20 protein-coding genes are annotated in these 22,937 nt (G+C 67.3%); 12 read left to right on the top strand and 8 right to left on the bottom strand.

Going from position 1 to position 22,937, the window contains the following annotated elements:
- Positions 1-20: 20 nt before the first annotated feature.
- From ABG80_RS19830 to moaA, 7 genes are read right to left on the bottom strand one after another with little or no spacing between them, the layout of a single operon-like run.
- Positions 21-1,211, bottom strand: coding sequence for a GGDEF domain-containing protein (locus tag ABG80_RS19830; RefSeq protein WP_058089285.1), 1,191 nt, complete (start codon positions 1,209-1,211; stop codon positions 21-23).
- Between the two features lie 39 nt (positions 1,212-1,250).
- Positions 1,251-1,643 carry a fluoride efflux transporter CrcB gene (crcB, locus tag ABG80_RS19835; RefSeq protein ID WP_058089286.1) on the bottom strand — a complete coding sequence of 131 codons (393 nt, stop codon included), beginning with the start codon at positions 1,641-1,643 and terminating at the stop codon, positions 1,251-1,253.
- Entirely contained in the window at positions 1,640-2,161 is a 522-nt protein-coding gene (locus ABG80_RS19840; protein WP_235513969.1) for a molybdenum cofactor biosynthesis protein MoaE, read from the bottom strand. The genes crcB and ABG80_RS19840 overlap by 4 nt, the downstream gene beginning before the upstream one ends.
- 17 nt (positions 2,162-2,178) lie before the next feature.
- Entirely contained in the window at positions 2,179-2,436 is a 258-nt protein-coding gene (locus tag ABG80_RS19845) for a MoaD/ThiS family protein (protein WP_058089287.1), read from the bottom strand.
- Between the two features lie 18 nt (positions 2,437-2,454).
- Complete coding sequence (locus ABG80_RS19850) at positions 2,455-3,717, bottom strand: molybdopterin molybdotransferase MoeA (RefSeq protein ID WP_058089329.1); 1,263 nt, start codon at positions 3,715-3,717, stop codon at positions 2,455-2,457.
- A gap of 44 nt (positions 3,718-3,761) precedes the next feature.
- The gene (locus ABG80_RS19855) at positions 3,762-5,804 is read right to left on the bottom strand and encodes a type IV pili methyl-accepting chemotaxis transducer N-terminal domain-containing protein (RefSeq protein ID WP_083506313.1); all 2,043 of its coding nucleotides are present in this window, start codon (positions 5,802-5,804) and stop codon (positions 3,762-3,764) included.
- Between the two features lie 58 nt (positions 5,805-5,862).
- Positions 5,863-6,861: a GTP 3',8-cyclase MoaA gene (gene moaA / locus ABG80_RS19860; RefSeq protein ID WP_058089288.1), complete on the bottom strand. Its 999-nt coding sequence runs from the start codon at positions 6,859-6,861 to the stop codon at positions 5,863-5,865.
- Between the two features lie 112 nt (positions 6,862-6,973).
- Here moaA and ABG80_RS19865 point away from each other — a divergent pair, with 112 nt between their 5' ends.
- Complete coding sequence (locus ABG80_RS19865; protein ID WP_058089289.1) at positions 6,974-7,558, top strand: hemerythrin domain-containing protein; 585 nt, start codon at positions 6,974-6,976, stop codon at positions 7,556-7,558.
- A gap of 75 nt (positions 7,559-7,633) precedes the next feature.
- Here the strand turns inward: ABG80_RS19865 and ABG80_RS19870 are convergent, their stop codons facing one another.
- On the bottom strand, positions 7,634-8,833 hold the full coding sequence (locus ABG80_RS19870) for an NAD(P)H-dependent flavin oxidoreductase (protein ID WP_058089290.1): 1,200 nt from the start codon (positions 8,831-8,833) through the stop codon (positions 7,634-7,636).
- 96 nt (positions 8,834-8,929) lie between these two features.
- Here ABG80_RS19870 and ABG80_RS19875 point away from each other — a divergent pair, with 96 nt between their 5' ends.
- From ABG80_RS19875 to ABG80_RS19925, 11 genes are all read left to right on the top strand, one after another.
- Entirely contained in the window at positions 8,930-9,649 is a 720-nt protein-coding gene (locus ABG80_RS19875) for a response regulator (RefSeq protein ID WP_058089291.1), read from the top strand.
- A 100-nt stretch (positions 9,650-9,749) separates the two neighbouring features.
- On the top strand, positions 9,750-11,018 hold the full coding sequence (locus ABG80_RS19880; RefSeq protein ID WP_058089292.1) for an MFS transporter: 1,269 nt from the start codon (positions 9,750-9,752) through the stop codon (positions 11,016-11,018).
- A 39-nt stretch (positions 11,019-11,057) separates the two neighbouring features.
- The gene (locus ABG80_RS19885) at positions 11,058-12,500 is read left to right on the top strand and encodes a NarK family nitrate/nitrite MFS transporter (RefSeq protein ID WP_058089293.1); all 1,443 of its coding nucleotides are present in this window, start codon (positions 11,058-11,060) and stop codon (positions 12,498-12,500) included.
- A gap of 42 nt (positions 12,501-12,542) precedes the next feature.
- Positions 12,543-16,355 carry a nitrate reductase subunit alpha gene (locus ABG80_RS19890; protein WP_058089294.1) on the top strand — a complete coding sequence of 1,271 codons (3,813 nt, stop codon included), beginning with the start codon at positions 12,543-12,545 and terminating at the stop codon, positions 16,353-16,355.
- 20 nt (positions 16,356-16,375) lie between these two features.
- The gene (narH, locus tag ABG80_RS19895) at positions 16,376-17,899 is read left to right on the top strand and encodes a nitrate reductase subunit beta (RefSeq protein WP_058089295.1); all 1,524 of its coding nucleotides are present in this window, start codon (positions 16,376-16,378) and stop codon (positions 17,897-17,899) included.
- Between the two features lie 2 nt (positions 17,900-17,901).
- The gene (narJ, locus tag ABG80_RS19900) at positions 17,902-18,642 is read left to right on the top strand and encodes a nitrate reductase molybdenum cofactor assembly chaperone (RefSeq protein WP_058089296.1); all 741 of its coding nucleotides are present in this window, start codon (positions 17,902-17,904) and stop codon (positions 18,640-18,642) included.
- Position 18,643: 1 nt separating this feature from the next.
- Complete coding sequence (gene narI, locus ABG80_RS19905) at positions 18,644-19,345, top strand: respiratory nitrate reductase subunit gamma (protein WP_058089297.1); 702 nt, start codon at positions 18,644-18,646, stop codon at positions 19,343-19,345.
- Positions 19,346-19,365: 20 nt separating this feature from the next.
- A complete protein-coding gene (locus ABG80_RS19910) occupies positions 19,366-20,166 on the top strand; it encodes a peptidylprolyl isomerase (protein WP_058089331.1) in 801 nt (266 codons plus the stop codon).
- Between the two features lie 16 nt (positions 20,167-20,182).
- Positions 20,183-20,890 (top strand): carbonic anhydrase, encoded by a 708-nt coding sequence (locus ABG80_RS19915; protein WP_058089298.1) that lies wholly within the window; start codon positions 20,183-20,185, stop codon positions 20,888-20,890.
- A 93-nt stretch (positions 20,891-20,983) separates the two neighbouring features.
- The gene (locus tag ABG80_RS19920; protein ID WP_058089299.1) at positions 20,984-21,715 is read left to right on the top strand and encodes a Crp/Fnr family transcriptional regulator; all 732 of its coding nucleotides are present in this window, start codon (positions 20,984-20,986) and stop codon (positions 21,713-21,715) included.
- Positions 21,712-22,935, top strand: coding sequence for an NnrS family protein (locus tag ABG80_RS19925; protein WP_058089300.1), 1,224 nt, complete (start codon positions 21,712-21,714; stop codon positions 22,933-22,935). The genes ABG80_RS19920 and ABG80_RS19925 overlap by 4 nt, the downstream gene beginning before the upstream one ends.
- Positions 22,936-22,937: the final 2 nt, after the last annotated feature.

The following is a 22,937-nucleotide window of genomic DNA, read 5'->3' on the forward strand; positions in this document are numbered from 1 at the left end:
CACCTCAGGTTTGCGCCAGATCAGATCGCCAGGCTTTCGCTGCTGACCCGGTTGCGCCCTGCCTGCTTGGCATCGTAGAGCCTGGCATCGGCCCGTGACAGGGCTTCTTCCAGCGGGCGGGTGCGGTGGTGAAAGGCAACGCCCACGCTGATGGTGACAGCGATCGTCACGCTGCTGTCGCCCACCTCGGCATGGCAGGGGCGAGCCTCGACCACCTGCCGCAGGCGCTCGGCCACCACCTGAGCGTCCTCAGCAGCCCTCAGGGGCAGCATGACCGTGAACTCCTCACCGCCGTAGCGCGCCAGCAGGGCGTCGTCGCGCAGGTGCTCCGAAAGCACCTGGGTGACGTGGCGCAACACCTCGTCTCCCACCGGGTGACCATGGCGGTCGTTGATGGATTTGAAGTGGTCGATGTCGATCATGAGCAGCGCCACGCCCAGGCTGTTGGCAGGCTGACTGGCGAGCAGGCGCTGCCCGTGCTCTCGCAGCCCCCGGCGCGACAAGATGCCGGTGAGGTCGTCAGACAGGGAGCGGTGGTGAACCTGTTGGTAAAGCCGGTCGTTGATGGTGGCAAAAACGATGGCCGCCACCGACAACGGCAGCAAGGCGATGCCCATGGCCGATGGCGCCATCAGCCAGTCGGGGGCCAGCAGCAAATGCGGCGGGTAAGGCCCAGGGTGGTCCCATGAGTAGGCCAGCACCATCACCCAGTCCAGCGAGAACAGGAAAGCCGTGAACAACAAGGCCCATTCACCACTGAGGCGCGGCTCCTGGGAGCGCAACAGCACCCGCCCCTGGTCCAGCAAGGTGCCAACGGCAATGGCCGCCAGCACCAGGGCCACCAGCAACTGGTAGTGCGCCGGGCTCAGCACCCCACCGCCGAACCAAAGCAGGCACCCCGACCCGATGGCCAGCAACAGGCCCACCGAGAGGGGCGTGCGTTCGCCGTTGAGCTCTCGGAACCCCCAAGCCAGCAGGGTGACGCCCGTGGCGCACACCCCCACCCCGTGACGCCAGACTTCGCGCATGTGCTCAGGCGGGGTCACCAGCACCACCAGGAAAGCCGACAGGCACAGGAACGCCGCCCGGTACAGCAGCAGCGCGCGGCGGATGCGGGGGTGCTCGGTTCGCACCAACATGATCAGCCCCAGGCCGATCAGCGAGCCGGCGCCCGCCAGGGCGTAACAGGTGTGGACGTCGATGACGGACATGCGATTTGGATCATCCCATGTCCGGGCGCAAAGGGGAACTCAGGTCAACCATGCCCGCATGAGCCGGGCGCCCAATGCTGCACACGCGAGGGCACCGATCACGTGCGCCAGGGTGTGAAACAAGGCCCCACCCAGGTCGCCTTTCTCCAGCAAGGCCAGCGATTCGGCAGAAAACGCGGAGAAAGTGGTGAAGCCGCCCAGCAACCCGGTCACCAGCAGCAGGCGCAGGCCTTCGTCTGGGTGGCGCCCCAGCCAGGCCAGGGTCAGGCCGATGCACAGGCCGCCCACCAGGTTGACGAACAAGGTGCCCAGCGGAAAGCCACCCCACAGCGGGTTGAACCACACGCCCGCCTGCCAGCGCAACAAGGCGCCTGCTGCGGCCCCCACGGCCACGGCCACGGCCGGCGGCCACCCCAGCATCCCACCGCTCATGCTGCGCCCTCCTCGTCCGGGGCCTGGTGCCAGCGGCGGGCGGCGGCTTCGTCGCTTTCGCGCGCGTCCACCCAGCGGGCGTCCGAGCCGGCGATCTCCTTTTTCCAGAAAGGCGCGCGGGTCTTGAGCCAGTCCATGAGGAAGGCGGCGCAGTCGAAAGCCTGTTGTCGGTGTGCCGAGGTGACCGCCACCAGCACGATCTGCTCGCCAATGCCCAGGGGGCCGACGCGGTGGATGACGCGCACACCGCGCACGTTGAAGCGCTGGCTGGCCTGGGCGATGAGTTCGGCGATGCTGCGCTCGGTCATGCCCGGGTAGTGCTCCAGCTCCATGACGGCGGCCGGGGCGGCCTGGGCTGCGTCCTGCCACTCGCGCACGGTACCCACGAAGCTGACCACCGCACCCACACCCGGGTCGCAAGCGCGCAGGGCAGCCACTTCGGTGCTCAGGTCGAAATCCTCGGCCGACACGCGCACGCAGGCCAGGGCCTGCTCCAGCGTGAGCGGTGATCGGGTCAAACCGGCCTGCCCCATCATCAGCCTCCGGTCACCGGCGGGAAGAATGCCACCTCGTCGCCGTCCGACAGGGCTTGGTCGGCTTCGCACAGGGCCTGGTTGCAGGCCATGCGCAAGCCGCGATCGGGGTCCAGCACGCGGGCGTGCGCCTCGGAGCGTGACTGCAACCAGGTCAGCAAGGCGCCCACGGTGGGCTGAGCCAGCGCGCTCAGCTCAACGAGCTCTTGCGCGCCCAGGCGCTCGCGGACTGAAGCGAAATAGCGGACGGTGATGCTCATGGACGGATCATTCAAAGCTCAGGGCTGACGAGCGCTGAGCACGGGGTGCAGCAACTCGGACCAGGGCAACCAGCGCAGCCGGTCGCCCGGGTTCACAGGGGTCTGGGGCGACAGGTCGACCAAGCCATCGGACCAGGCGGCCGAGCTGAGCACGCCCGACCCCTGGTGAGGGTACAGCTCGAGCTCGCCCGCTTCGTTGAGGCGGGCGCGCAGGAACTCGCGCCGCTTGTCGGGTTTCGGCCAGTGGAAAGCCGCTGGCAGCGTGATGGCGCGCGGCAGCTGCCAGCCCTCCCCCGCCAGCCAGCCGATGGCCGGACGGGCCAGCAGCAGGAAAGTGACCAAGCTGGCGACCGGGTTGCCGGGCAGGCCCATGTAGAGGGCACGGCTGCCGTCGGCTCGGCGCAACCAGCCGAACACAAAGGGCTTGCCGGGCTTGATGGCCAGGGCCCAGAAATCGAGCCCGCCTTCAGCCAGCACGGCCTGGCGCAGGTGGTCTTCTTCACCGACCGACACGCCGCCACTGGTGATGACCAGGTCACAGGACTCGGCCGCGGCGCGCAGGGCAGCGCGGGTGGTGTCGAGGCGGTCGGGCACGGTGCCCAGGTCAAGCGGTTCGGCTCCCGCAGCGCGGGCCAGGCCCAGCAGGGTGTGTCGGTTGCTGTTGTAGATGCCGCCGGGTGGCAGTGGCTGGCCCGGCATGACGAGTTCGTCGCCGGTGGTGAGCACGCCCACGCGCGGCTGAGCGAACACCGTCAGCTCGGCTCGGCCGACGGACGCGGCCACACCCAGCGCCGCGGCACCGAGCCGACGGCCCGCGCTGAGGACCACCTGCCCGCAGGCGATGTCCTCGCCTCGGCGGCGGATGTTCTGGCCGGACTGAACAGGCTGGGTGAAGGTGACTGGGGCGCCCGGTTCCGCTGGGGACGGGCGCTCGGTGTGCTCCTGCATGACCACGACGTCGGCACCACCGGGGATGGGGGCACCGGTGAAGATGCGGGCACAGGCGCCAGGCGGCAAGGCCGCCCCCACCTGCCCGGCGGCGATGCGCTGTGCCTGCGGCAGGGCCGCGCCCACGCCACCGGCCTGTTGCCAGTCGCTCAGGCGCAGGGCGTAGCCGTCCATGGCGCTGTTGTCGTGCGGAGGCACGTCCACGTCAGAGACGACGTCTTCGGCCAGCACGCGCATGAGGGCCTGGTCAGTGGGCAAGGTCTGGCGACCGGTTGCCGCCGGCCAGGTGTTCAGGGCATCGGCCAGGCGAGACCAGGCCTCGTCCAGCGACATCAGGGGTTGGGGGCCTTGGGCCACGTTCTTTTCCTTGGGTCAGATCAGGTTTCAGCAGGGTGCACGATCGCTGAGGTGGCTGGCGGCAAGCGCAGGCAGACCTCGGTGCCCTCCACCCCCGATTGCACCACCACTTTGGCTCCGATGCGCTCGGCGCGTTCGCGCATGATGCTCAGGCCCACATGGGTGCCATCGGGCGAGATGCTGCCCGGCTCGAAGCCCTGGCCGTCGTCGCGCACGCGGATTTCCCAGATCGGGTGGGCGCGGACCTGCACGTGCACCTGCGTGGCTCGGGCGTGCTTGCGCACGTTGGAGAGCGCTTCCTGCACGATGTGCAGCACCTGGATCTGGATGTCGGCCGGCAGGGGCACACCATCGTCCTGGCAATCGAGTTGCCAGCGCATGCCCGATTGCAGCTCGAACTTGGCCAGCGTTTCGCGCAGAGACAGGTCCAGGCGTTCGCTGTCGGTGCGAACACGGAAGTGCAGCAGCAGTTCGCGCACGTCGTTGTAGCTCTCGCGCACGCCAGTGTCGAGTTCGGCCATGGCGGCATCGATGCCGGGCTGATCACCCTGGGCCATGGCCGAGCGCAGCAGGCTCATCTGGATCTTCAAAAAGGCCAGCGATTGTGCAATGGAGTCGTGCAGCTCCTGGGCCAGCAACCGGCGCTCACTGGCAACGGCCGATTCGCGCGCCAGGGCGGCCATGCGCAGGCTTTCCATGGCCCCTGCGAGATGGCTGGCCAGGGCTTCGAATAGGCTGCGCTCTTCGTCAGAGAAAGCGACCTCTCCGCGGTAGAACAGCTCGATCTCGCCCAGCAGTCGGTGCTGCAGCAACAGCGGCAGGGTCACCAGGGTGGTGTAGCCCTCAGCCTCGCAACGGCGCTGCACAGGGGCGTGATCGGCATGTCCCCCGCCAAAAGACGGCTCGGCGACGATGGGGATGACGCGCATGCGAGGCATGACACCTTCGCGCAGGCGATCACCGCAAAAGCAGTCCCCGGTGAGCACGCATTGCTCTTCGCGGGCCAGGATGTGCGGCAGGCTGTCGCTGGCCAGCAGCACATAGCGATCATTGGCCTCGTCCGACCAGCGAATGGCCACCGCGTCTGACTGGGCAATGCCTCGCATCTGCCGGGCAAAGCCTTGCCCCAGCTCCGAGAGGTTTTCGGCCGACGCCACGAAGGTCGAGACGTCGTAGAGCGCACGCAGACGCGACTGCTCGAGTTCGAGCTTGCGGGTTTTTTCTTTGACCTTGGCTTCGAGCCCTCCGTACAGGGCCTGCAGGCGCTCGGTCATGCGGTTGAAGCCTTCGGCCAGCTCGCCCAGTTCATCGTCGGCCCCGGGGCGCACCCGAGCCTGGAAGTCCCCCTCTTCGACGCGGCGCAAGGCATTGCGCAAACGGGCAACCGGGTCCAGCACCAGCACGTGACTGGCGTACAAGATGGCCAGTGCGCTGATCACCGCCAGCACCATCATCACCACCTGAAAGGTGTGCAAGGCCACGGTGCGAGCTTCCAGTCGGCGCTCGATTTCGGAGACGAGGTCATCGACCTGCCCGACAAAGGGTTCGATGTCGAGGGCCCCGGGCAGCGAGGGGTCGGATTGCCGCGCCATCGCTTGCGCTCGCAACTGACGCCAGTCGGCTTCGACCGCACGCAGGCTGCGTTGCACGGGCTCGCTGCCCGGCACCGCCAGCGGGCGCTGTGGATCGCCACGCGACAGCAGGGTCAGGCTGGCATCCAGCTCGGCAATGCGATCGCCGATGCGTGCCTTGGCCGCGCCATCGAGGCCTGCGCGCAGGTCTCGTGCGTGCAGGGCCAGCTGGTAGGAGCGCATGCGCATGCGACCGGCTTCGTTGATGGCTGCCGCGCCACCTTCGAGCTGCCACGTCACCCACATCGACAGGCCAATCGTGGCCAAAGCCACCGCCAGGAAGACGCAGCCCACAGCCGCCAGCTTGCGCGCCAGCGTCAGGCTGGACGTGCGCGCCCAGGCGGTGGTCTGACGCCGAGCGCCTTCGGAAAGGGAAGCCGCCGAGACATCGACGGGATCGCCCGAAGTCGCGCCTGAAAGAGGTTGGGGCATGGTTGCAAGGCGTCCAGCGGATCCTGCTCGATCCATGAGAAGGGCCTAGACGCGGCGCTCAGCCGCCCGTCTGGGCCATGAACCGCACGATCTTCTCACGCCGTTCGTTGAATTCGTGCCGCGCGGGTTTGGCCGCGATGCCGCGCAGGATGGCCGCGCGCAAGGCATCGTCATCGGCACCATCGCGCAGCAGGCGGCCCAGAGGCACCTGATCGTCCTGCCCCAGGCAGAGGTAGAGTGTGCCGTCCACGCCCAGGCGCACGCGGTTGCAGGCTTCGCAGAAATGCTGGCTCATGGGCGTGATGACGCCCAGGCTCATGCCGCTGGCCGGGTGGCGCCAGTAGCGGGCAGGGCCGGCGCCACGACCAAGCACCTGGGGCAGCAGGCCCCGACGTTGCGCCAGGGCTTCGGTGTAACGGGTGAGGTCACACGTGGGCGCGGCCCGGCCGGTGTCGCCGACGGGCATCGGCTCGATCAGGCGCAGCACCAGGCCATGCTGGCATGCGAAGTCGATCATGGGCTCGATCTCGTGATCATTGACCCCGGGTTGCACCACCATGTTGAGCTTGATGGGATCGAAACCGGCTTCGCGCGCCGCAGCGATGCCGTCGAGCACGTCGGCCAGGCAATCGCGACCGGTGATGCGCGAGACGCAATCGGCGTCCAGGCTGTCGAGGCTGATGTTCAGGCGCTGCACGCCCGCCGCACGCAAGGCCGGTGCCAGTCGGTCGAGCCGGGTACCGTTGGTGGACAGGGACAAGTCTTGCAGGCCTGGCAAGGCGCTCAGACGCGAGGCCAACTCGGGCAAGGCGCGGCGCGTCAGGGGCTCACCACCGGTCAGGCGCACCTTGGCCACACCCAGGCCCACGAACAGGCCCACCAGGCGGGCCATCTCCTCGTGACTCAGCCAGTTGGCGGGCTCTTCAAAGCCCTTGAAGGCCTGGGGCAGGCAGTAGGTGCAGCGCAGGTCGCAGCGGTCGGTGACCGAGACGCGCAGGTAGTCGATGACCCGTCCGTGCGGGTCGACCAGTCGGGTGGTCGGCAACGGGGTTTGCATGCGCTGGAGTCTAGGCAGGCTTGCGTGCTGAGAACATCCTTCGGTGGGACTACTCCCTGCGCGCTGAGCGGAAAAGGTGCGCACGCATGGTCCCGCGCGAGACAATGCCGACATGTCCAGTGTTCCGCTGCCCTCGCCCACCTTGCCTTTCTCACCCGCCGAGCCGGTGGCACCCCGTCGCCCCGAGCCCATCTCGCCACGCATCGACGACCCGATGGCCCTTCTACGCGCCTGCCACGAGAAGGTCGTTCGCTTCACCACGCTGGCACAGCGGCTGCAAGCGCACGTGGGTCAACAGGGCGTGGATGAGCAGGCACGCGAGGCCGCGCAGGCGGTGCTGCGCTACTTCACGCTGGCCGCGCCACTGCACCACGCCGACGAAGACGACAACCTGTTCGTGGCCCTGCGCGGCTTGAATCGGAGCACGCTGACCGCCCGCATCGACGCGCTGCAGGCCGAACACGATGCGCTGGGGCAACGCTGGACCGAGGTGCAACCCTGGCTGGAGGCGGTCGCCGCGGGCCACTCGCCTGGTGGCGTTGAACCCGATGTGGATGGCTTTGCCAAGAGCTACCGCAAACACGCCCAGGCGGAAGAAACCGAGGTCTACCCGCATGCCGCCGAGCTGAGCGAGGCCACCTTGCGGGCCCTGGCGGACGCTATGGTGGCCAGGCGTCAACCAAAGGCGGCACGCTGACCGGTCAGCAAGCAGCATCAGACGACGTTAGGCACTGGCCAGGACCACCCGGGGCGCTCCGGGTTGGGCGGCTTCCTACGCCGCCACGACTTCTTCGGTCATCAAGCGCTCAAGCAACTCGCGCACGCTGCGGATCTGGTCGCCGAAGGGCAACGCCCCCGCCCCACGGAAAAACAAGCCTTTTTTCACGTCACCCCGCAAAGCAGCAGCCAGTTGGTTGTCGATGCAGAACTGACCCCAGGTGGCCAGGCCGTCTCGCAACCCGCACTGGGCCAGGCAATCGAAGGCCTTGGTACAGCGTGACTTGACGTGCGCCACCGCCTGCAGCTTGTGCTCGATCTTAAGGTAGGCGTCGAGCCAGGGGGTGCGCACGGCGCGCGCCGGCAGGCCCGCCACGCTGACGAACTCGGCCAGGTCTTCGTCACGGGCCTCGGCCAGCACGCGCTTGAACTCGGGGTGGGCGTCGCCCTCCTCGGTCACGGCGAACGGCGTGCCCAGTTGCACACCGGCGGCGCCCAGCGCCTGCACGCGGCGGATGTCGGCCAGGCTGCGGATGCCGCCGGCCGCGATGATGGGGATGTCCTTTTCGATGCCCGCCGAGCGGAAGAAGGCCAGGCATTCGGGGATGACACGCTCGAAATCGAAGCGCGTGTCGCTCAGGTCGTCCACCTTGGCCGCCCCCAGGTGACCACCGGCCAGGCGGGGATGCTCGATGACGATGGCGTCGGGCAGGCGCTGCTTGCGCTCCCACTTGCGCACGATGAGCTGCACCCCGCGCGCGTCCGACAGGATGGGGATGAGCAGGGTCTTGGGGTGCTCCCTGGCCAGGTCGGGCAGGTCCAGCGGCAGGCCAGCGCCCACCACGATGGCATCGATGCCAGAGGCCAGCGCCTGCTTGACGGAGGCGGCGTACTCGGTGACCGCGCGCATGATGTTGAGCGCCAGCAGCCCGTTGCCGCCGCTGAGCTCGCGGGCAGCGCGGATGTCGCGGTCGATGGCTTCGAGGTTGGCGGCGTTGATGGCCTGCTTGGCACGGTCGTCCTGCGGCAGGCCGGTGGTGCGCGCCATCAGATCAGGGTGCTGGCGGCGCAGGTCCACCGAGGACAGCGTGCCCACACCGCCCCATTTCGCCACGGTGCCGGCGAGCCGGTGACCCGACACGCCCACGCCCATGCCGCCCTGGAAAATGGGCAGCATGGTGCGCCCGCCAAGCTCGAGGGGCTTCAAGGGGCTGCGGGCCAGCAGATCGGCAAGTTCGTCAGGGATGGCGTTCATGTCGCAAAATTCCAGTCATTCATCGGGTTGCGCGCAGCGTAAGCGCGCGGTCCTCGGCAGGGATTTGCCCTGCATCAAACGACAAGCAGACTCCCCATGCCCATTCGCCTGATCGTGGTCGACGACCACACCCTCTTTCGCCGCGGCCTGACCGCCCTGCTCGCCCGTGACGAACGTGTGACAGTGGTGGCCGAAGCCGCCGATGCTGGCGAGGCCATGCGCCATGTGGCCCAGCACCAGCCCGATGTGGTGCTGCTGGACAACCACCTGCCCGGCGTGCATGGCATCGATGCCCTGCCCCAGTTGCTGGCCGGGCAGCCGGCGCCGAAGGTGCTGATGCTGACCGTCAGCGAGGACGCCAACGACCTGGCGCGCGCACTCGCCGGCGGGGCCAGCGGTTACCTGCTCAAGACGGCCGAGGGCAACGAGCTGGTGGACGCCATCGAGCGCGTGCACCGCGGTGAGTCGGTGGTGTCGCCCGAGATGACAGGCAAGCTGGTGGCCGCCTATCGGCAGGCCCTGGCGTCGGCCACGGAGGCGACTCCTGTCAGCACCCCGCCGGCCGAACCGAGCGGGGTCGTGGCTTCTGCAGCCCCTTCGGCTCATGCCTCGGGCCCGCTGTCGCGCCTGTCGCCCCGTGAGCGCGACATCCTGCGCGAGATCGCCCGGGGCGCCAGCAACAAGGAGATCGCCCGCACGCTCGACATCGCCGAGACGACGGTCAAGATCCACGTGCAGCACATCCTGCGCAAGCTGAACCTGACCTCGCGGGTGCAGGCCGCCGTGATGGCATCGTCTGATCTGGATCAAACCTGAGCCCCGGGCATAGTTCTTTCGAACGATGCCCCTACCCCACAGGAGGATACCCACGCAGAGCTGATCTTCTGACACTGCGCGACATGGAAAGGAATTGACCATGTCCACAAGCAACAGAAGAACAGCGATATCGGTCCTCGTCGTCAGCACCCTGGCTTTCACCGTGTGCTTCATGGTGTGGATGATGTTCGGGGTCATCGGCATCCCGCTCAAGAAGCAGCTGGGGCTGACCGCCACCCAGTTCGGCCTGCTGACGGCCACGCCCGTGCTGACGGGCTCCCTGGTGCGGGTGCCGCTGGGCATCTGGACCGACCGCTTTGGCGGGCGCATCGTGCTGTTCATCACCATGCTGCTGTGCGTGGTGCCGATCTACCTGCTCAGCCACGCCACCGAGTACTGGCACTTCCTGGTGCTGGGCCTGTTCGTGGGCCTGGCCGGTGGCTCTTTCTCGGTCGGCACGCCGTATGTGGCGCGCTGGTTCCCGAAGTCGCAGCAAGGTTTCGCCATGGGCGTGTTCGGCGCCGGCAACTCGGGTGCAGCCGTCAACAAGTTCGTGGCCCCGGTGATCCTGGTGGCCGCGGGCTGGGCCATGGTGCCGCAGATCTACGCGGCCATCATGCTGGGCACCGCCATCATCTTCTGGCTGGGCAGCGCGCACGATCCGGCGCACGTGGTGCCGGCGTCCAAGGGCGGCTTCATGGCCCAGCTCAAGGCCCTGAAGGACCCGCGCGTGCTCAAGTACTGCCAGTATTACAGCATTGTCTTCGGTGGCTACGTGGGCTTGAGCCTGTGGATGGTTCAGTACTACGTGGGCGAGTACGGGCTGGACATCCGCGTGGCCGCGCTGCTGGCCGCCTGCTTCTCGCTGCCTGGCGGCGTGCTGCGCGCCATCGGCGGCTGGCTGTCTGACAAGCACGGCGCGCACCAGGTGACCTGGTGGGTGATGTGGGTGAGCTGGATCTGCCTGTTCCTGCTGAGCTACCCGCAGACCGACTTCACCATCCAGACCGTCAACGGACCCCAGACCTTCCACATCGGCCTGAACGTCTACAGCTTCACCGCCATCATGGCCGTGCTCGGCGTGGCCTGGGCCTTCGGCAAGGCCAGCGTCTTCAAGTACATCAGCAACGACTACCCCGACAACATCGGCACGATCAGCGGCATCGTCGGCCTGGCCGGTGGCCTGGGTGGCTTCGTGCTGCCGATCATGTTCGGCTACCTGCTCGACCTCACCGGCATCCGCTCCAGCGCTTTCATGCTGCTGTACGGCGTGGTCTGGGTCTCGCTGATCTGGATGTACTTCACCGAGGTGCGCACCCGCGACGTCATCGGCGGTGAATCGACCTCACCTTCGGGCTCACGCGCCTGATCCGCTACCGCATTGCCACCTCCTCCACTGGAGAAAATCATGACCACCATCCAAGCAGGCGCACGGCCCGGCAGCACGCTGACCGTCTGGACGCCTGAAGACAAGGCCTTCTGGGAATCACAAGGCCAGGCCATTGCCAAGCTCAACCTCTGGATCTCGGTGCCCGCTCTGTTCCTGGCCTTCGCGGTCTGGCAGCTGTGGAGCGTCGTCGCGGTGAACCTGCCGCAGATGGGCTTCAAGTACTCGACCAACCAGCTCTTCTGGCTGGCGGCAGCGCCGGCCCTCTCGGGCGCGACGCTGCGCATCTTCTACTCCTTCATGGTGCCGGTCTTCGGCGGGCGCCGCTGGACGGCCATCTCGACCGCCTCGCTGCTGATCCCGGCCATCGGCATCGGCTACGCGGTGCAGGACCCGACCACGCCCTACCCCACCATGCTGGCGCTGGCCCTGCTGTGCGGCCTGGGCGGCGGCAACTTCTCCTCGTCGATGTCGAACATCAGCTTCTTCTTCCCGAAGGAGCGCAAGGGCTCGGCCCTCGGCGTGAACGCCGGCCTGGGCAACCTCGGTGTGTCGGTGGTGCAGTTCATCAGCCCCATCATCATCTCGGTCGGCGTGTTCGGTGTCTTCGGCGGTGACTCGCAGACCATCGTCAACAAGGCCGGCCAGCAGGTCGAGGTGTGGGCGCAGAACGCGGCCTTGGTCTGGGTGCCCTGGATCGTCATCGCCTCCGTGGTGTCGTGGTTCTTCATGAACGACATCGCCGATGCGAAGGCCTCGTTCGCAGCGCAAGCCGCCATCTTCCGCAACAAGCACAACTGGCTGATGTGCGTGCTCTACCTGGGCACCTTCGGCTCTTTCATCGGCTACGCCGCGGGCTTTCCGCTGCTGATCAAGTCGCAGTTCAAGGACATCAACCCACTGGCCTACGCCTGGATCGGCCCGCTGGTCGGCGCGCTGGCCCGCCCCTTCGGCGGCTGGCTGGCCGACAAGCTCGGCGGCGCACGGGTCACCCTCTGGAACTTCGTCGTCATGGCTGCGGCCGTGGTAGGCGTGCTGTTCTTCCTGCCCAAGACCACGGGCAGCGCCTGGGCCGCGCCCTTCGGCCCGCACGATGGCAGCTTCAGTGGCTTCTTCCTGATGTTCCTGGTGCTGTTCCTGACCACCGGCATCGGCAACGGCTCGACGTTCCGGATGATCCCTGTCATCTTCCTGAACCAGAAGACCCGCACCGTTCCTCGCAACGACGAGGTGGCCCTGGCCGCTGCCACCAAGGAAGCCAACACCGAGGCCGCGGCCGTGCTGGGCTTCACCGCCGCCTTCGCGGCCTACGGCGGCTTCTTCATCCCCAAGAGCTACGGCTCGGCCATCGCCGCCACCGGCGGCCCCGAAGCGGCCCTGCTGATCTTCATTTCCTTTTATGTGCTGTGCATCGGCCTGACCTGGTGGTACTACGCCCGCCGCGATGCCGAGCAGCCCTGCTGATCCCCGCCTCATTCGACCAATCCCACCACGGAGTCAAACAACATGAGCCACTTCCTGGACCGACTGACCTTCTTCGCACAGGCGAAAGAAGGCTTCTCCGACGGCCACGGCGTCACCACGGGCGAAGACCGCACCTGGGAAGACGCCTACCGCAGCCGCTGGCAGCACGACAAGATCGTGCGCTCCACCCACGGCACGAACTGCACGGGCTCCTGCTCGTGGAAGATCTACGTCAAGGGCGGCATCGTCACCTGGGAAACCCAGCAGACGGACTACCCCCGCACGCGCCCCGACCTGCCCAACCACGAACCGCGCGGCTGCGCCCGTGGCGCCTCGTACAGCTGGTACCTCTACAGCGCCAACCGGGTCAAGCACCCCATGGTGCGCGGCGAGTTGCTCAAACACTGGCGTGCTGCGCGCGGCGTGGCCAAGTCGCCCGTGGACGCCTGGGCCGCGCTGATGTCCAGCGACGACATCCGCCGCAGCTGGCAAAAGCAGCGTGGCCTCGGCGGCTTCGTGCGCACCACCTGGGACGAGGTCAACGAGATCATCGCCTCGGCCAACGTGTACACCATCAAGCAGCACGGCCCCGATCGCATCCTCGGTTTCTCGCCCATCCCGGCGATGTCGATGGTGTCGTATGCCGCCGGCAGCCGCTACCTCAGCCTGATCGGTGGCGTGTGCATGTCGTTCTATGACTGGTACTGCGATCTGCCGCCGGCCAGCCCGCAAATCTGGGGCGAGCAGACCGACGTGCCCGAATCGGCCGACTGGTACAACTCGAACTTCATCATCGCCTGGGGCTCGAACGTGCCCCAGACGCGCACGCCAGACGCCCACTTCTTCACCGAGGTGCGCTACAAGGGCGCCAAGACGGTGGCCGTCACGCCCGACTACGCCGAGATCTCCAAGCTCGCCGACATCTGGATGCACCCCAAGCAGGGCACCGACGCGGCGGTGGCCATGGCCATGGGCCACACCATCCTGCGCGAGTTCTACGTCGACCAACGCAGCGCCTACTTCGACGACTACGCCCGCCGCTACACCGACCTGCCCATGCTGGTGATGCTGCAGGAGCAGGACACGCCGCTGGGCAAGGCCCTCGTGCCGCAACGCTACCTGCGTGCCAGCGACCTGAGCGACAGCGTGCCCCAAGGCAGCAACGCCGAGTGGAAGACCCTGGCCTATGACGGCGAAGGCCGCATCGTGGTGCCGCAGGGTTCGATCGGCTTTCGCTGGGGCGCCGATGGCCGCCCCGATCAGGGCAAGTGGAACCTCGAAGCCAAGGAAGCAGGCGAAGGCCGCGAGGTCAAGCTCAAGCTCTCGACGCTGGAAGACGCGCAGCACGCCGAAACGCGTGCATCGGATGTCCAGGTCGTGGCCTTCCCCTACTTCGGCGGCATCGACTCGCCGGGCTTCAACTCGAACAAGCAAGGCGAAGTGCTGCTGCGCCACGTGCCCATGCAGCGCGTCACCGTGCAGGACAAGGGCGTTGCCCGTGACGTGTGGGTGGCCACGGTCTATGACCTGCAGCTGGCCAGCTACGGCGTGTTCCGCAACCTGACCGACGCCCACGGCGTGCTGGTGGACAACGGCGCGCGCACCCTCGACGACAACGTCGCCTACACCCCGGCCTGGCAAGAGCAGATCACCGGTGTGCCGCGCGACCAGGTCATCGCCGTGGCCCGCCAGTTCGCCGACAACGCCGACAAGACCAAAGGCAAGTCCATGGTCATCATCGGCGCGGCCATGAACCACTGGTACCACTGCGACATGAACTACCGCGGCATCATCAACATGCTGATGATGTGCGGCTGCATCGGCCAAAGCGGTGGCGGCTGGGCGCACTACGTGGGCCAGGAAAAGCTGCGCCCGCAGACCGGCTGGACGGCCCTGGCCTTCGCGCTCGACTGGTCGCGCCCGCCGCGCCAGCAGAACTCCACCAGCTTCTTCTACGCCCACACCGACCAGTGGCGCTACGAGAAGCTGGGCGTGGACGAGATCCTCTCGCCGCTGGCCGACAAGTCGAAGTTCGGCGGCAGCATGATCGACTACAACGTGCGCGCCGAACGCATGGGCTGGCTGCCCTCGGCGCCCCAGTTGCAAACCAACCCGCTGAAAGTGGTGCGCGACGCCGCCGCCAAGGGCCTGGACCCGAAGGATCACGTGGTGGCCTCGCTCAAGGACGGCTCGCTCAAGCTGTCCTGCACCGACCCCGATCACCCCGACAACTGGCCGCGCAACCTCTTCGTGTGGCGCTCGAACCTGCTGGGCTCATCCGGCAAGGGCCACGAGTACTTCCTCAAGCACCTGCTGGGCACCACCCACGGCGTGCAGGGCAAGGACCTGGGTCATGACGACGCCAAGCCCGAAGAAGTGGTCTGGCACGACAAGGCGCCCGAAGGCAAGCTCGACCTGCTGGTCACGCTCGACTTCCGCATGAGCACCACCTGCCTGTACTCGGACATCGTGCTGCCGACCGCCACCTGGTACGAGAAGAACGACCTCAACACCAGCGACATGCACCCCTTCATCCACCCGCTGTCCACCGCGGTGGACCCGGCCTGGGAAGCGCGCTCCGACTGGGACATCTACAAGGGCTTCGCCAAGAAGTTCAGCGAGGTCTGCGTCGGCCACCTGGGCGTCGAGAAGGAAGTCGTGATGACGCCTCTGATGCACGACACCCCTGCCGAGATGGCGCAACCCTTCGGCGTTCAAGACTGGAAGAAGGGCGAGATCGACCTCATCCCCGGCAAGAGCGCGCCACAGATCACCGTGGTCGAGCGCGACTACCCCAACACCTTCAAGCGCTTCACCTCGCTGGGCCCGCTGATGAACAAGGTGGGCAACGGCGGCAAGGGCATCAGCTGGAACACCCAGGACGAGGTCCAGCAACTGGCCGAGCTCAATGGCACCGTGCGCGACGAAGGCGTCTCGCAGGGCATGCCGAAGATCGAGACCGACATCGACGCCGCCGAAGTGGTGATGATGCTGGCGCCCGAAACCAACGGCCACGTCGCCGTCAAGGCCTGGGATGCGCTGTCCAAGCAGACCGGCCGCGAGCACGCCCACCTGGCGCTGCACCGCGAAGACGAGAAGATCCGCTTTCGCGACATCCAGGCGCAGCCGCGCAAGATCATCTCCTCGCCGACCTGGTCGGGGCTGGAGAGCGAGAAGGTCTCGTACAACGCCGGCTACACCAACGTGCACGAGCTGATCCCATGGCGCACCCTCACCGGCCGCCAGCAGTTCTACCAGGACCACCCCTGGATGCAGGCCTTCGGCGAAGGCTTCGTGAGCTATCGCCCGCCGGTGGACTTGAAGACACTCGACGACATCGCCGGCCGCAAGCCCAACGGCCACAAGGAGATCGCGCTCAACTTCATCACCCCGCACCAGAAGTGGGGCATCCACTCCACCTACACCGACAACCTGATGATGCTCACGCTCAACCGCGGTGGGCCCGTCATCTGGCTCAGTGAAGACGACGCGAAGAAAGCCGGCATCGTCGACAACGACTGGGTGGAGCTGTTCAACACCAACGGCGCCATCGCGGCCCGCGCGGTGGTGAGCCAGCGCGTCAACCCGGGCATGGTGATGATGTACCACGCCCAGGAAAAGATCATCAACACGCCGGGCTCGGAGATCACCGGCACCCGGGGCGGCATCCACAACTCGGTCACGCGCGTGGTGCTCAAGCCCACCCACATGATCGGTGGCTACGCCCAGTTGAGCTACGGCTTCAACTACTACGGGACCATCGGCACCAACCGCGACGAGTTCGTGCTGGTGCGCAAGATGAACAAGGTCGACTGGCTGGATGGCGAAGCCACCACTGCCGCCACCCACGCCTGACGACCCAAGGAGCACACAACATGAAAGTCCGCGCACAGATCGGCATGGTCCTCAACCTGGACAAGTGCATCGGCTGCCACACCTGCTCGGTGACCTGCAAGAACGTCTGGACCAACCGCCCCGGCGTCGAGTACGCCTGGTTCAACAACGTCGAGACCAAGCCCGGCATCGGCTACCCCAAGGAATGGGAGAACCAGGAGAAGTGGAAAGGCGGCTGGATCCGCAAGAGCGACGGCTCGATCCAGCCCCGCCAGGGCGGCAAGCTCAGCCTGCTCATGAAGATCTTCGCCAACCCCAACCTGCCGCAGATCGACGACTACTACGAGCCCTTCACCTTCGACTACGACCACCTGCAGTCGGCCCCGAAGACCAAAGCCGCACCCACCGCCCGCCCGCGCAGCCTGATCACCGGCAAGCGCATGGAGAAGATCGAGTGGGGCCCGAACTGGGAAGAGATCCTGGGCGGCGAGTTCAGCAAGCGCAGCAAGGACGCGAACTTCGAGGATGTGCAAAAGGACATCTACGGCCAGTTCGAGAACACCTTCATGATGTACCTGCCGCGCCTGTGCGAGCACTGCCTGAACCCGGCGTGCGTGGCGTCGTGCCCCTCGGGCTCGATCTACAAGCGCGAGGAAGACGGCATCGTGCTGATCGACCAGGACAAGTGCCGTGGCTGGCGCATGTGCGTCTCGGGCTGCCCCTACAAGAAGATCTACTACAACTGGCAAAGCGGCAAGGCCGAGAAGTGCATCTTCTGCTATCCGCGCATCGAGGCCGGCCAGCCCACGGTGTGCTCGGAGACCTGCGTGGGCCGCATCCGCTACCTGGGCGTGCTGCTCTATGACGCCGACCGCATCGAGCAGGCCGCCAGCACCGAGCACGACCGCGACCTGTACCAGGCGCAGCTCGACATCTTCCTGGACCCGCACGACCCCAAGGTGATCGAGCAGGCCCGCGCCGATGGCGTGCCCGAGGCCTGGCTGACCGCCGCCCGCAACAGCCCCGTCTACAAGATGGCCGTGGACTGGAAGGTGGCCCTGCCCCTGCACCCCGAGTACCGCACGCTGCCCATGGTCTGGTACGTGCCGCCGCTGTCGCCCATCCAGGCCGCGGCCAACGCCGGCCACGTCGGCACCAACGGCGAGATCCCGGACGTCAACCAGCTGCGCATCCCGCTGAAGTACCTGGCCAACCTGATGACGGCCGGCGACGTGGCACCGGTGTCGCGCGCGCTGGAACGCATGCTGGCCATGCGCGCCTACATGCGCGGCAAGCACGTCGATGGCGAGGCCAACGTCAAGGCCATCGAGCAAGTGGGCCTCACGCCCGCGCTGGTCGAAGACATGTACCACATCATGGGCATCGCCAACTACGAGGACCGCTTCGTCATCCCCACCGCGCACCGCGAGTACGCCGAAGACGCGTTCGATCTGCGTGGCGGCTGCGGCTTCTCGTTCGGCAACGGCTGCTCCGACGGGCAGACCGAGACCAGCCTGTTCGGCGCCAAGAAGAAGCGCACCATCCCCATCAAATCGGAGATCTGACCATGAGCAGCCTGTTGAACCACCTCAAGGGCCTGCACAGTGCGCCGACGCCTGCGCGCAGCCTGCGGGCCCTGGCCCGATTGCTGGCCTACCCGAACGCCGAGTTGCGCGCCCACCTGGGCGATCTGCTGGACGCCCTGCACGATGAACAACGCCTGAGCGACACCCGGCTCGCCGGGCTGGAGAAGCTGGTGTCGCAACTGACGGCACGCGACGGCTACGAAGTCGAGTCCGACTACGTCGAGCTGTTCGACCGCGGGCGGGCCACCTCGCTTCACCTGTTCGAACACGTGCATGGCGACTCGCGCGATCGAGGCCAGGCCATGGTCGATCTCGTGCAGACCTACGAGCAGGCCGGCCTGCAGCTGAACCCCGACAACGGGGGCGAGCTGCCCGACTACCTGCCCCTGGTGATGGAGTTCGCGTCCACGCTGGAGGCCGGTGCGGCGCAGGGCTTCACGGGCGAGTTCGCGCACATCCTCAATGCGCTGTATGCGGCCTTGCTCAAGCGCCGCAGCCTGTACGCACACATCCCCGCGGCCGTGCTGGAGCTGATGGGCCACGCCATCGAGGCCACCGAGGTGCCCGAAGACGAGGCCCTCGACGACGCCTGGGCCGAGCCCGCCGCTTTCGATGGCTGCTCGACCAAGGGCCAGCAACGCGCCGATCAGCCCCAACCCATCCACATCGTGCGCACCCCGCGCGCATCCGCCCCCGCACTCACACCACAACGAGGAGCATGAGATGAGCCTCACACATCAGTTCTTCTTCGGCATCTACCCCTACATCGCCATGGTTGTCTTCCTGCTGGGCAGCCTGGTGCGCTTCGACCGCGACCAGTACACCTGGCGCAGCGAGTCGAGCCAGATGCTGTCCACCGGCTTGCTGCGCGCGGGCTCCAACCTCTTTCACCTGGGCATCATCGGCCTGTTCTTCGGGCACTTCTTCGGCATGCTGACGCCGGCCGACCTGGTCCATGCGCTGGGCATCAGCGCTGGGCAAAAGCAGATGCTGGCCGTCGTGGCCGGTGGCATCCTGGGCAGCGTCTGCCTGGTCGGCCTGCTGCTGCTGATCGCCCGCCGCCTGGGCAACGAGCGCGTGCGAGCCACCAGCAAGCCACGCGACTTCCTCGTGCTGTTCTGGATCTTGGGCACGCTGCTGCTGGGCCTGTCCACCGTGCCCCTGTCGCTGGAGCACCGCGACGGCGCCACGATGCTCAAGCTGGTGGCCTGGGCGCAGCACATCGTCACCTTCCGTGGCGATGCGGCCAGCCTGATCGCCGACGTCTCGCTGGTCTTCAAGGTGCACATGGTGGCCGGCATGACGCTGTTCGTCATCTTCCCCTTCACCCGCCTGGTCCACGTCTGGAGCGGCTTCGCCGCCGCCGGCTACGTGCTCCGCCCCTGGCAGGTGGTGCGCAGCCGCCGCAGCGGCCTGCCCCGCTGAACCCTCGCCAGGAGATGACCATGCACACCATCCCCGCCACCGATGCCCTCGCCGCCACCCGCCCCCTGCGCGTGGGTGACGACGTGCTGCACGAGCAGCCCGAACAGCTGACCGAAGCCGAGCGCCGCCAACTCGCCAGCCTCGCCTTGCTGCGCCTGGCCGCCATCGAAGATGGCCTGCTGTCCGTCGATGACCCGGCGCCCAGCGACGGCGTCATCAGCGAAGCCGCGGCCGACGCCATCGACCGCTGGCTGGACCAGGCCATCCAGGTGCCCGATCCAGACGAGGCCGCCTGCCGGCGCTTTCACGCCGCGCACCCGGCTCGCTATGCACAGGGCGAGCGCGTGCAGGCCCGCCACATCCTGTTCGCCGTGACACCCGGCGTGGACGTGCAGGCCCTGCGTCAGCGCGCCGAACAAGCGCTGATCGCGGTGCGCTCCGCGCCCGAGACCTTCGCCGAACAGGCTCGCACCACATCCAACTGCCCGTCGGGCGAACAGGGTGGCGAGCTGGGCTGGCTGAGCGCCAACGACTGCGCCCCCGAGTTCGCTCGCGAGCTCTTCGGCCAGGACGAAGCGCAGGCCCACATCGGCGTGCTGCCCCGCCTGGTGCACAGCCGCTTCGGCCTGCATGTGGTCGAGGTGCAGGCACGCGAGGCCGGCGTTCGCCCGCCGTTTGAACAGGTGCAGCAGGCCGTGGCGCAATCGCTGCGCCAGCAGGCTTTTGCCACCGCACTCAAGCAGGCCTGCGCCGTGCTGGCCGCGCGCCACGAAGTGGAAGGCGCCGACCTGGACGCCGCCGCTTCGCCCCTGCTGCAGTGAGCCAGGAGCCGGGCCCATGGACGAGCTCCTGCAACGCCTGCGGCACTTCCACACGGATTTCTTCCCACAGCACCAGTCGCGCTTCCAGAGTCTGGTGGCCGACGGCCAGCACCCGACGACGCTCTTCATCGGCTGCTCCGACTCGCGGCTGGTGCCTTACCTGCTGACGGGCGCGGGCCCGGGCGAGCTCTTCATCGTGCGCAACGTGGGCGCGCTGATCCCGCCTTATGACGGTCTGCATGGCCTGCACGGCACGGCAGCCGCCATCGAGTTCGCGATGCTCAACCTGAAGGTCTCGCGCATCGTGGTCTGCGGGCACTCGCATTGCGGCGCCATGAAGGCCTTGTACGAAGAGGTGCCGGAGCAAGCCAAGAACCTGCGCGGCTGGCTGGACATGGCGCGCGAAGCCGCCCTGCCCGTTCAGGTCTCGCCCGAGGCCTTGCGCCGCACCGAGCAGCGCGCCGTGGTGCTGCAGCTCGAGCGCCTGATGGACTACCCCATGGTGCGCGAACGCGTCGAAAAGCGCGAGGTGACGCTGCACGGCTGGCACTACGTGATCGAAGACGGGGAGGTGCACGTCTTCGATGTGAGGAGCGGTCAGTTCCTGCCCGCGTCGCAATCGGAGCACAGCGGCACCGGCCCCTATCAGGACGCGCCTCAGGATTCACCCCCGGATGAACAGTCGATCTTCAACGAGATCGACGCACGCCTTGGGGGTGGTTGATCACCGCTGTGCATGCGACTTTGTGCCGCATCAAAACCATGTCCACCTCGGGTCCGAAAAATGGTGGCAAAGGCTGAACAAAGGGACCCTCACATGCCCATGCAACCGACTCGCGCGCTGGCCCGGCTGGCAGAAAACCCCGTCTTCTCGGCACTGGACCGAACGCAACTGGCACACCTGCTCGAGCACAGCCAGCTGCGCAACCTCCAGCGCGGTGAAACAATCTTCGATGCGGGCCAGCCTTGCGAAGGCCTGCACGCCGTGCTCGACGGCCACATCAAGGTCTACGCGCGGGCCAGCGATGGCCACGAGAAGGTCATCGACGTGGTCGGGCGTGGCCACACCCTGCCCGGCACCCACCACGTGCGGACCGCGCCCCACACCCATCACGGACGGGCGCTGGTCGAGACGACCGTGCTCGTCGTGCCGCACGAGGTGCTGCGCAACCGCTTGCACCTGGACAACGAGATGGCCGCCCGCTTGCTAGACGACGCCGGCCGTCAGGTGCGCCGCATGATGCGCGAGATCGAAACCACCTCGCTTTGCAGCGCCGCGCAGCGCGTGTGCGACTACCTGCTGAACCTGCCGGCGCTGGTCGAACAGGCCGACGAGCTGGGCGAAGACCTGATCGACGGGGCGAACCAAACACTCGCCGAACGCGTCGTGACCCTGCCGGTGAGCAAAGGCGTGGTGGCCTCTCTGCTGTCGATCACGCCAGAGCACTTCTCGCGTGTCTTGCGCGAGTTGCAAACCGAAGGCCTGATCGACATGCAGCAGCGCACCATCCGCCTGCTGGCGCCCGATCGCCTCGCCCGTCGGCGATGAGCACCGATCGCCCACGCGCCGAACGCGGCCCCCTGCGGGTCGCTCAACTGCTGCAGGCCCCGCATCGGCTGGCGTTTTTCCTGGCGGGCATCAACCTGCTGCTCACCGCCGCGTGGTGGGCCTGGCTGTGGGCATTCGGTGCCAGGCAACTTGCCCCTGTGCTGCCCGCGGGCTGGCTTCATGGCCTGTTGATGGTCTGCGGCTTCATGCCGCTTTATTTCGCCGGTTTCCTTTTCACGGCGGGCCCACGTTGGTTGCAGATGCCGGAGGTGAGCGCGCGCGACGTGCGGCTCGCCTGCCTGGTGCTGGCTTCGGGCTGGTGGCTGGTGCTGCTGGGCTCGGTTGTCGACAGTCGCGTCGTGTTGCTGGGCCAGGGCGTGAGCCTGATCGGTTGGTGCCTGCTGATGCACCGCTTTGTCGTGCTGACCTGGCGCAGTCGGGCCGATGACCGGCTGCATGCCAAGCTGGTGGTGGCCTCTGGCCTGATCGGCGCTCTGGCCATGGCGGCGTCGGCACTGGGCCTGCACCTGGGCCGGTGGGACCTGTGGCGCGGCGCCACGCTGTTGGCGCTGTGGGGCTGGGTGGTGCCGGTGTTCGTGGTGGTGCAGCACCGCATGATCCCCTTCTTCACGGCCGCCGCCCTGCCTCGCCTGGACGCCTGGCGGCCCAACTGGCTGTTGTGGGCGCTGCTGGTCGGCATCTGGCTGCAAGGCGCCTTGCACCTCGCCGAAGGCACGGTGTTGAGCCGCAGCGAGCTGCCCTGGCTGCGCGCCGCGCTGGCCTTGCCATGGGGCTTGCTGGTGCTGGGCCTGGCCGTGCGCTGGGGGCTGGTGCAGAGCTTGCACATCCGCCTGTTGGCGATGCTGCACGTGGGCTTCGTGTGGATGGGGCTGGCCTTCCTGCTGGAGTTGCACCCCGACCCGTTGCTCTCGGTGCACGCGCTGGGCATCGGCTGCCTGGGCTCGCTGGTGCTGGCCATGGTCACGCGCGTGAGCTGCGGCCACGGCGGGCGCACCCTGGTGGCCGATGACTTCATCTGGGCTGCCTTCCTGGGCTTGCAAGGTGTGGCGGGGCTGCGGCTGACGGCCCTGCTGTGGCCGGCTGAAGCAGCGTGGCTGCTGCCAACGGCGGCCGTGGGCTGGCTGCTGGTGATGGGGGCCTGGGCGCTGCGCCTGCTGCGCTGGTACCTGCGGCCCCGGCTGGATGGGCGACCTGGTTGAGG

The organism is Aquabacterium parvum (assembly GCF_001447195.1).
In the GTDB taxonomy this organism is placed as follows: Bacteria; Pseudomonadota; Gammaproteobacteria; order Burkholderiales; family Burkholderiaceae_C; genus Aquabacterium; species Aquabacterium parvum.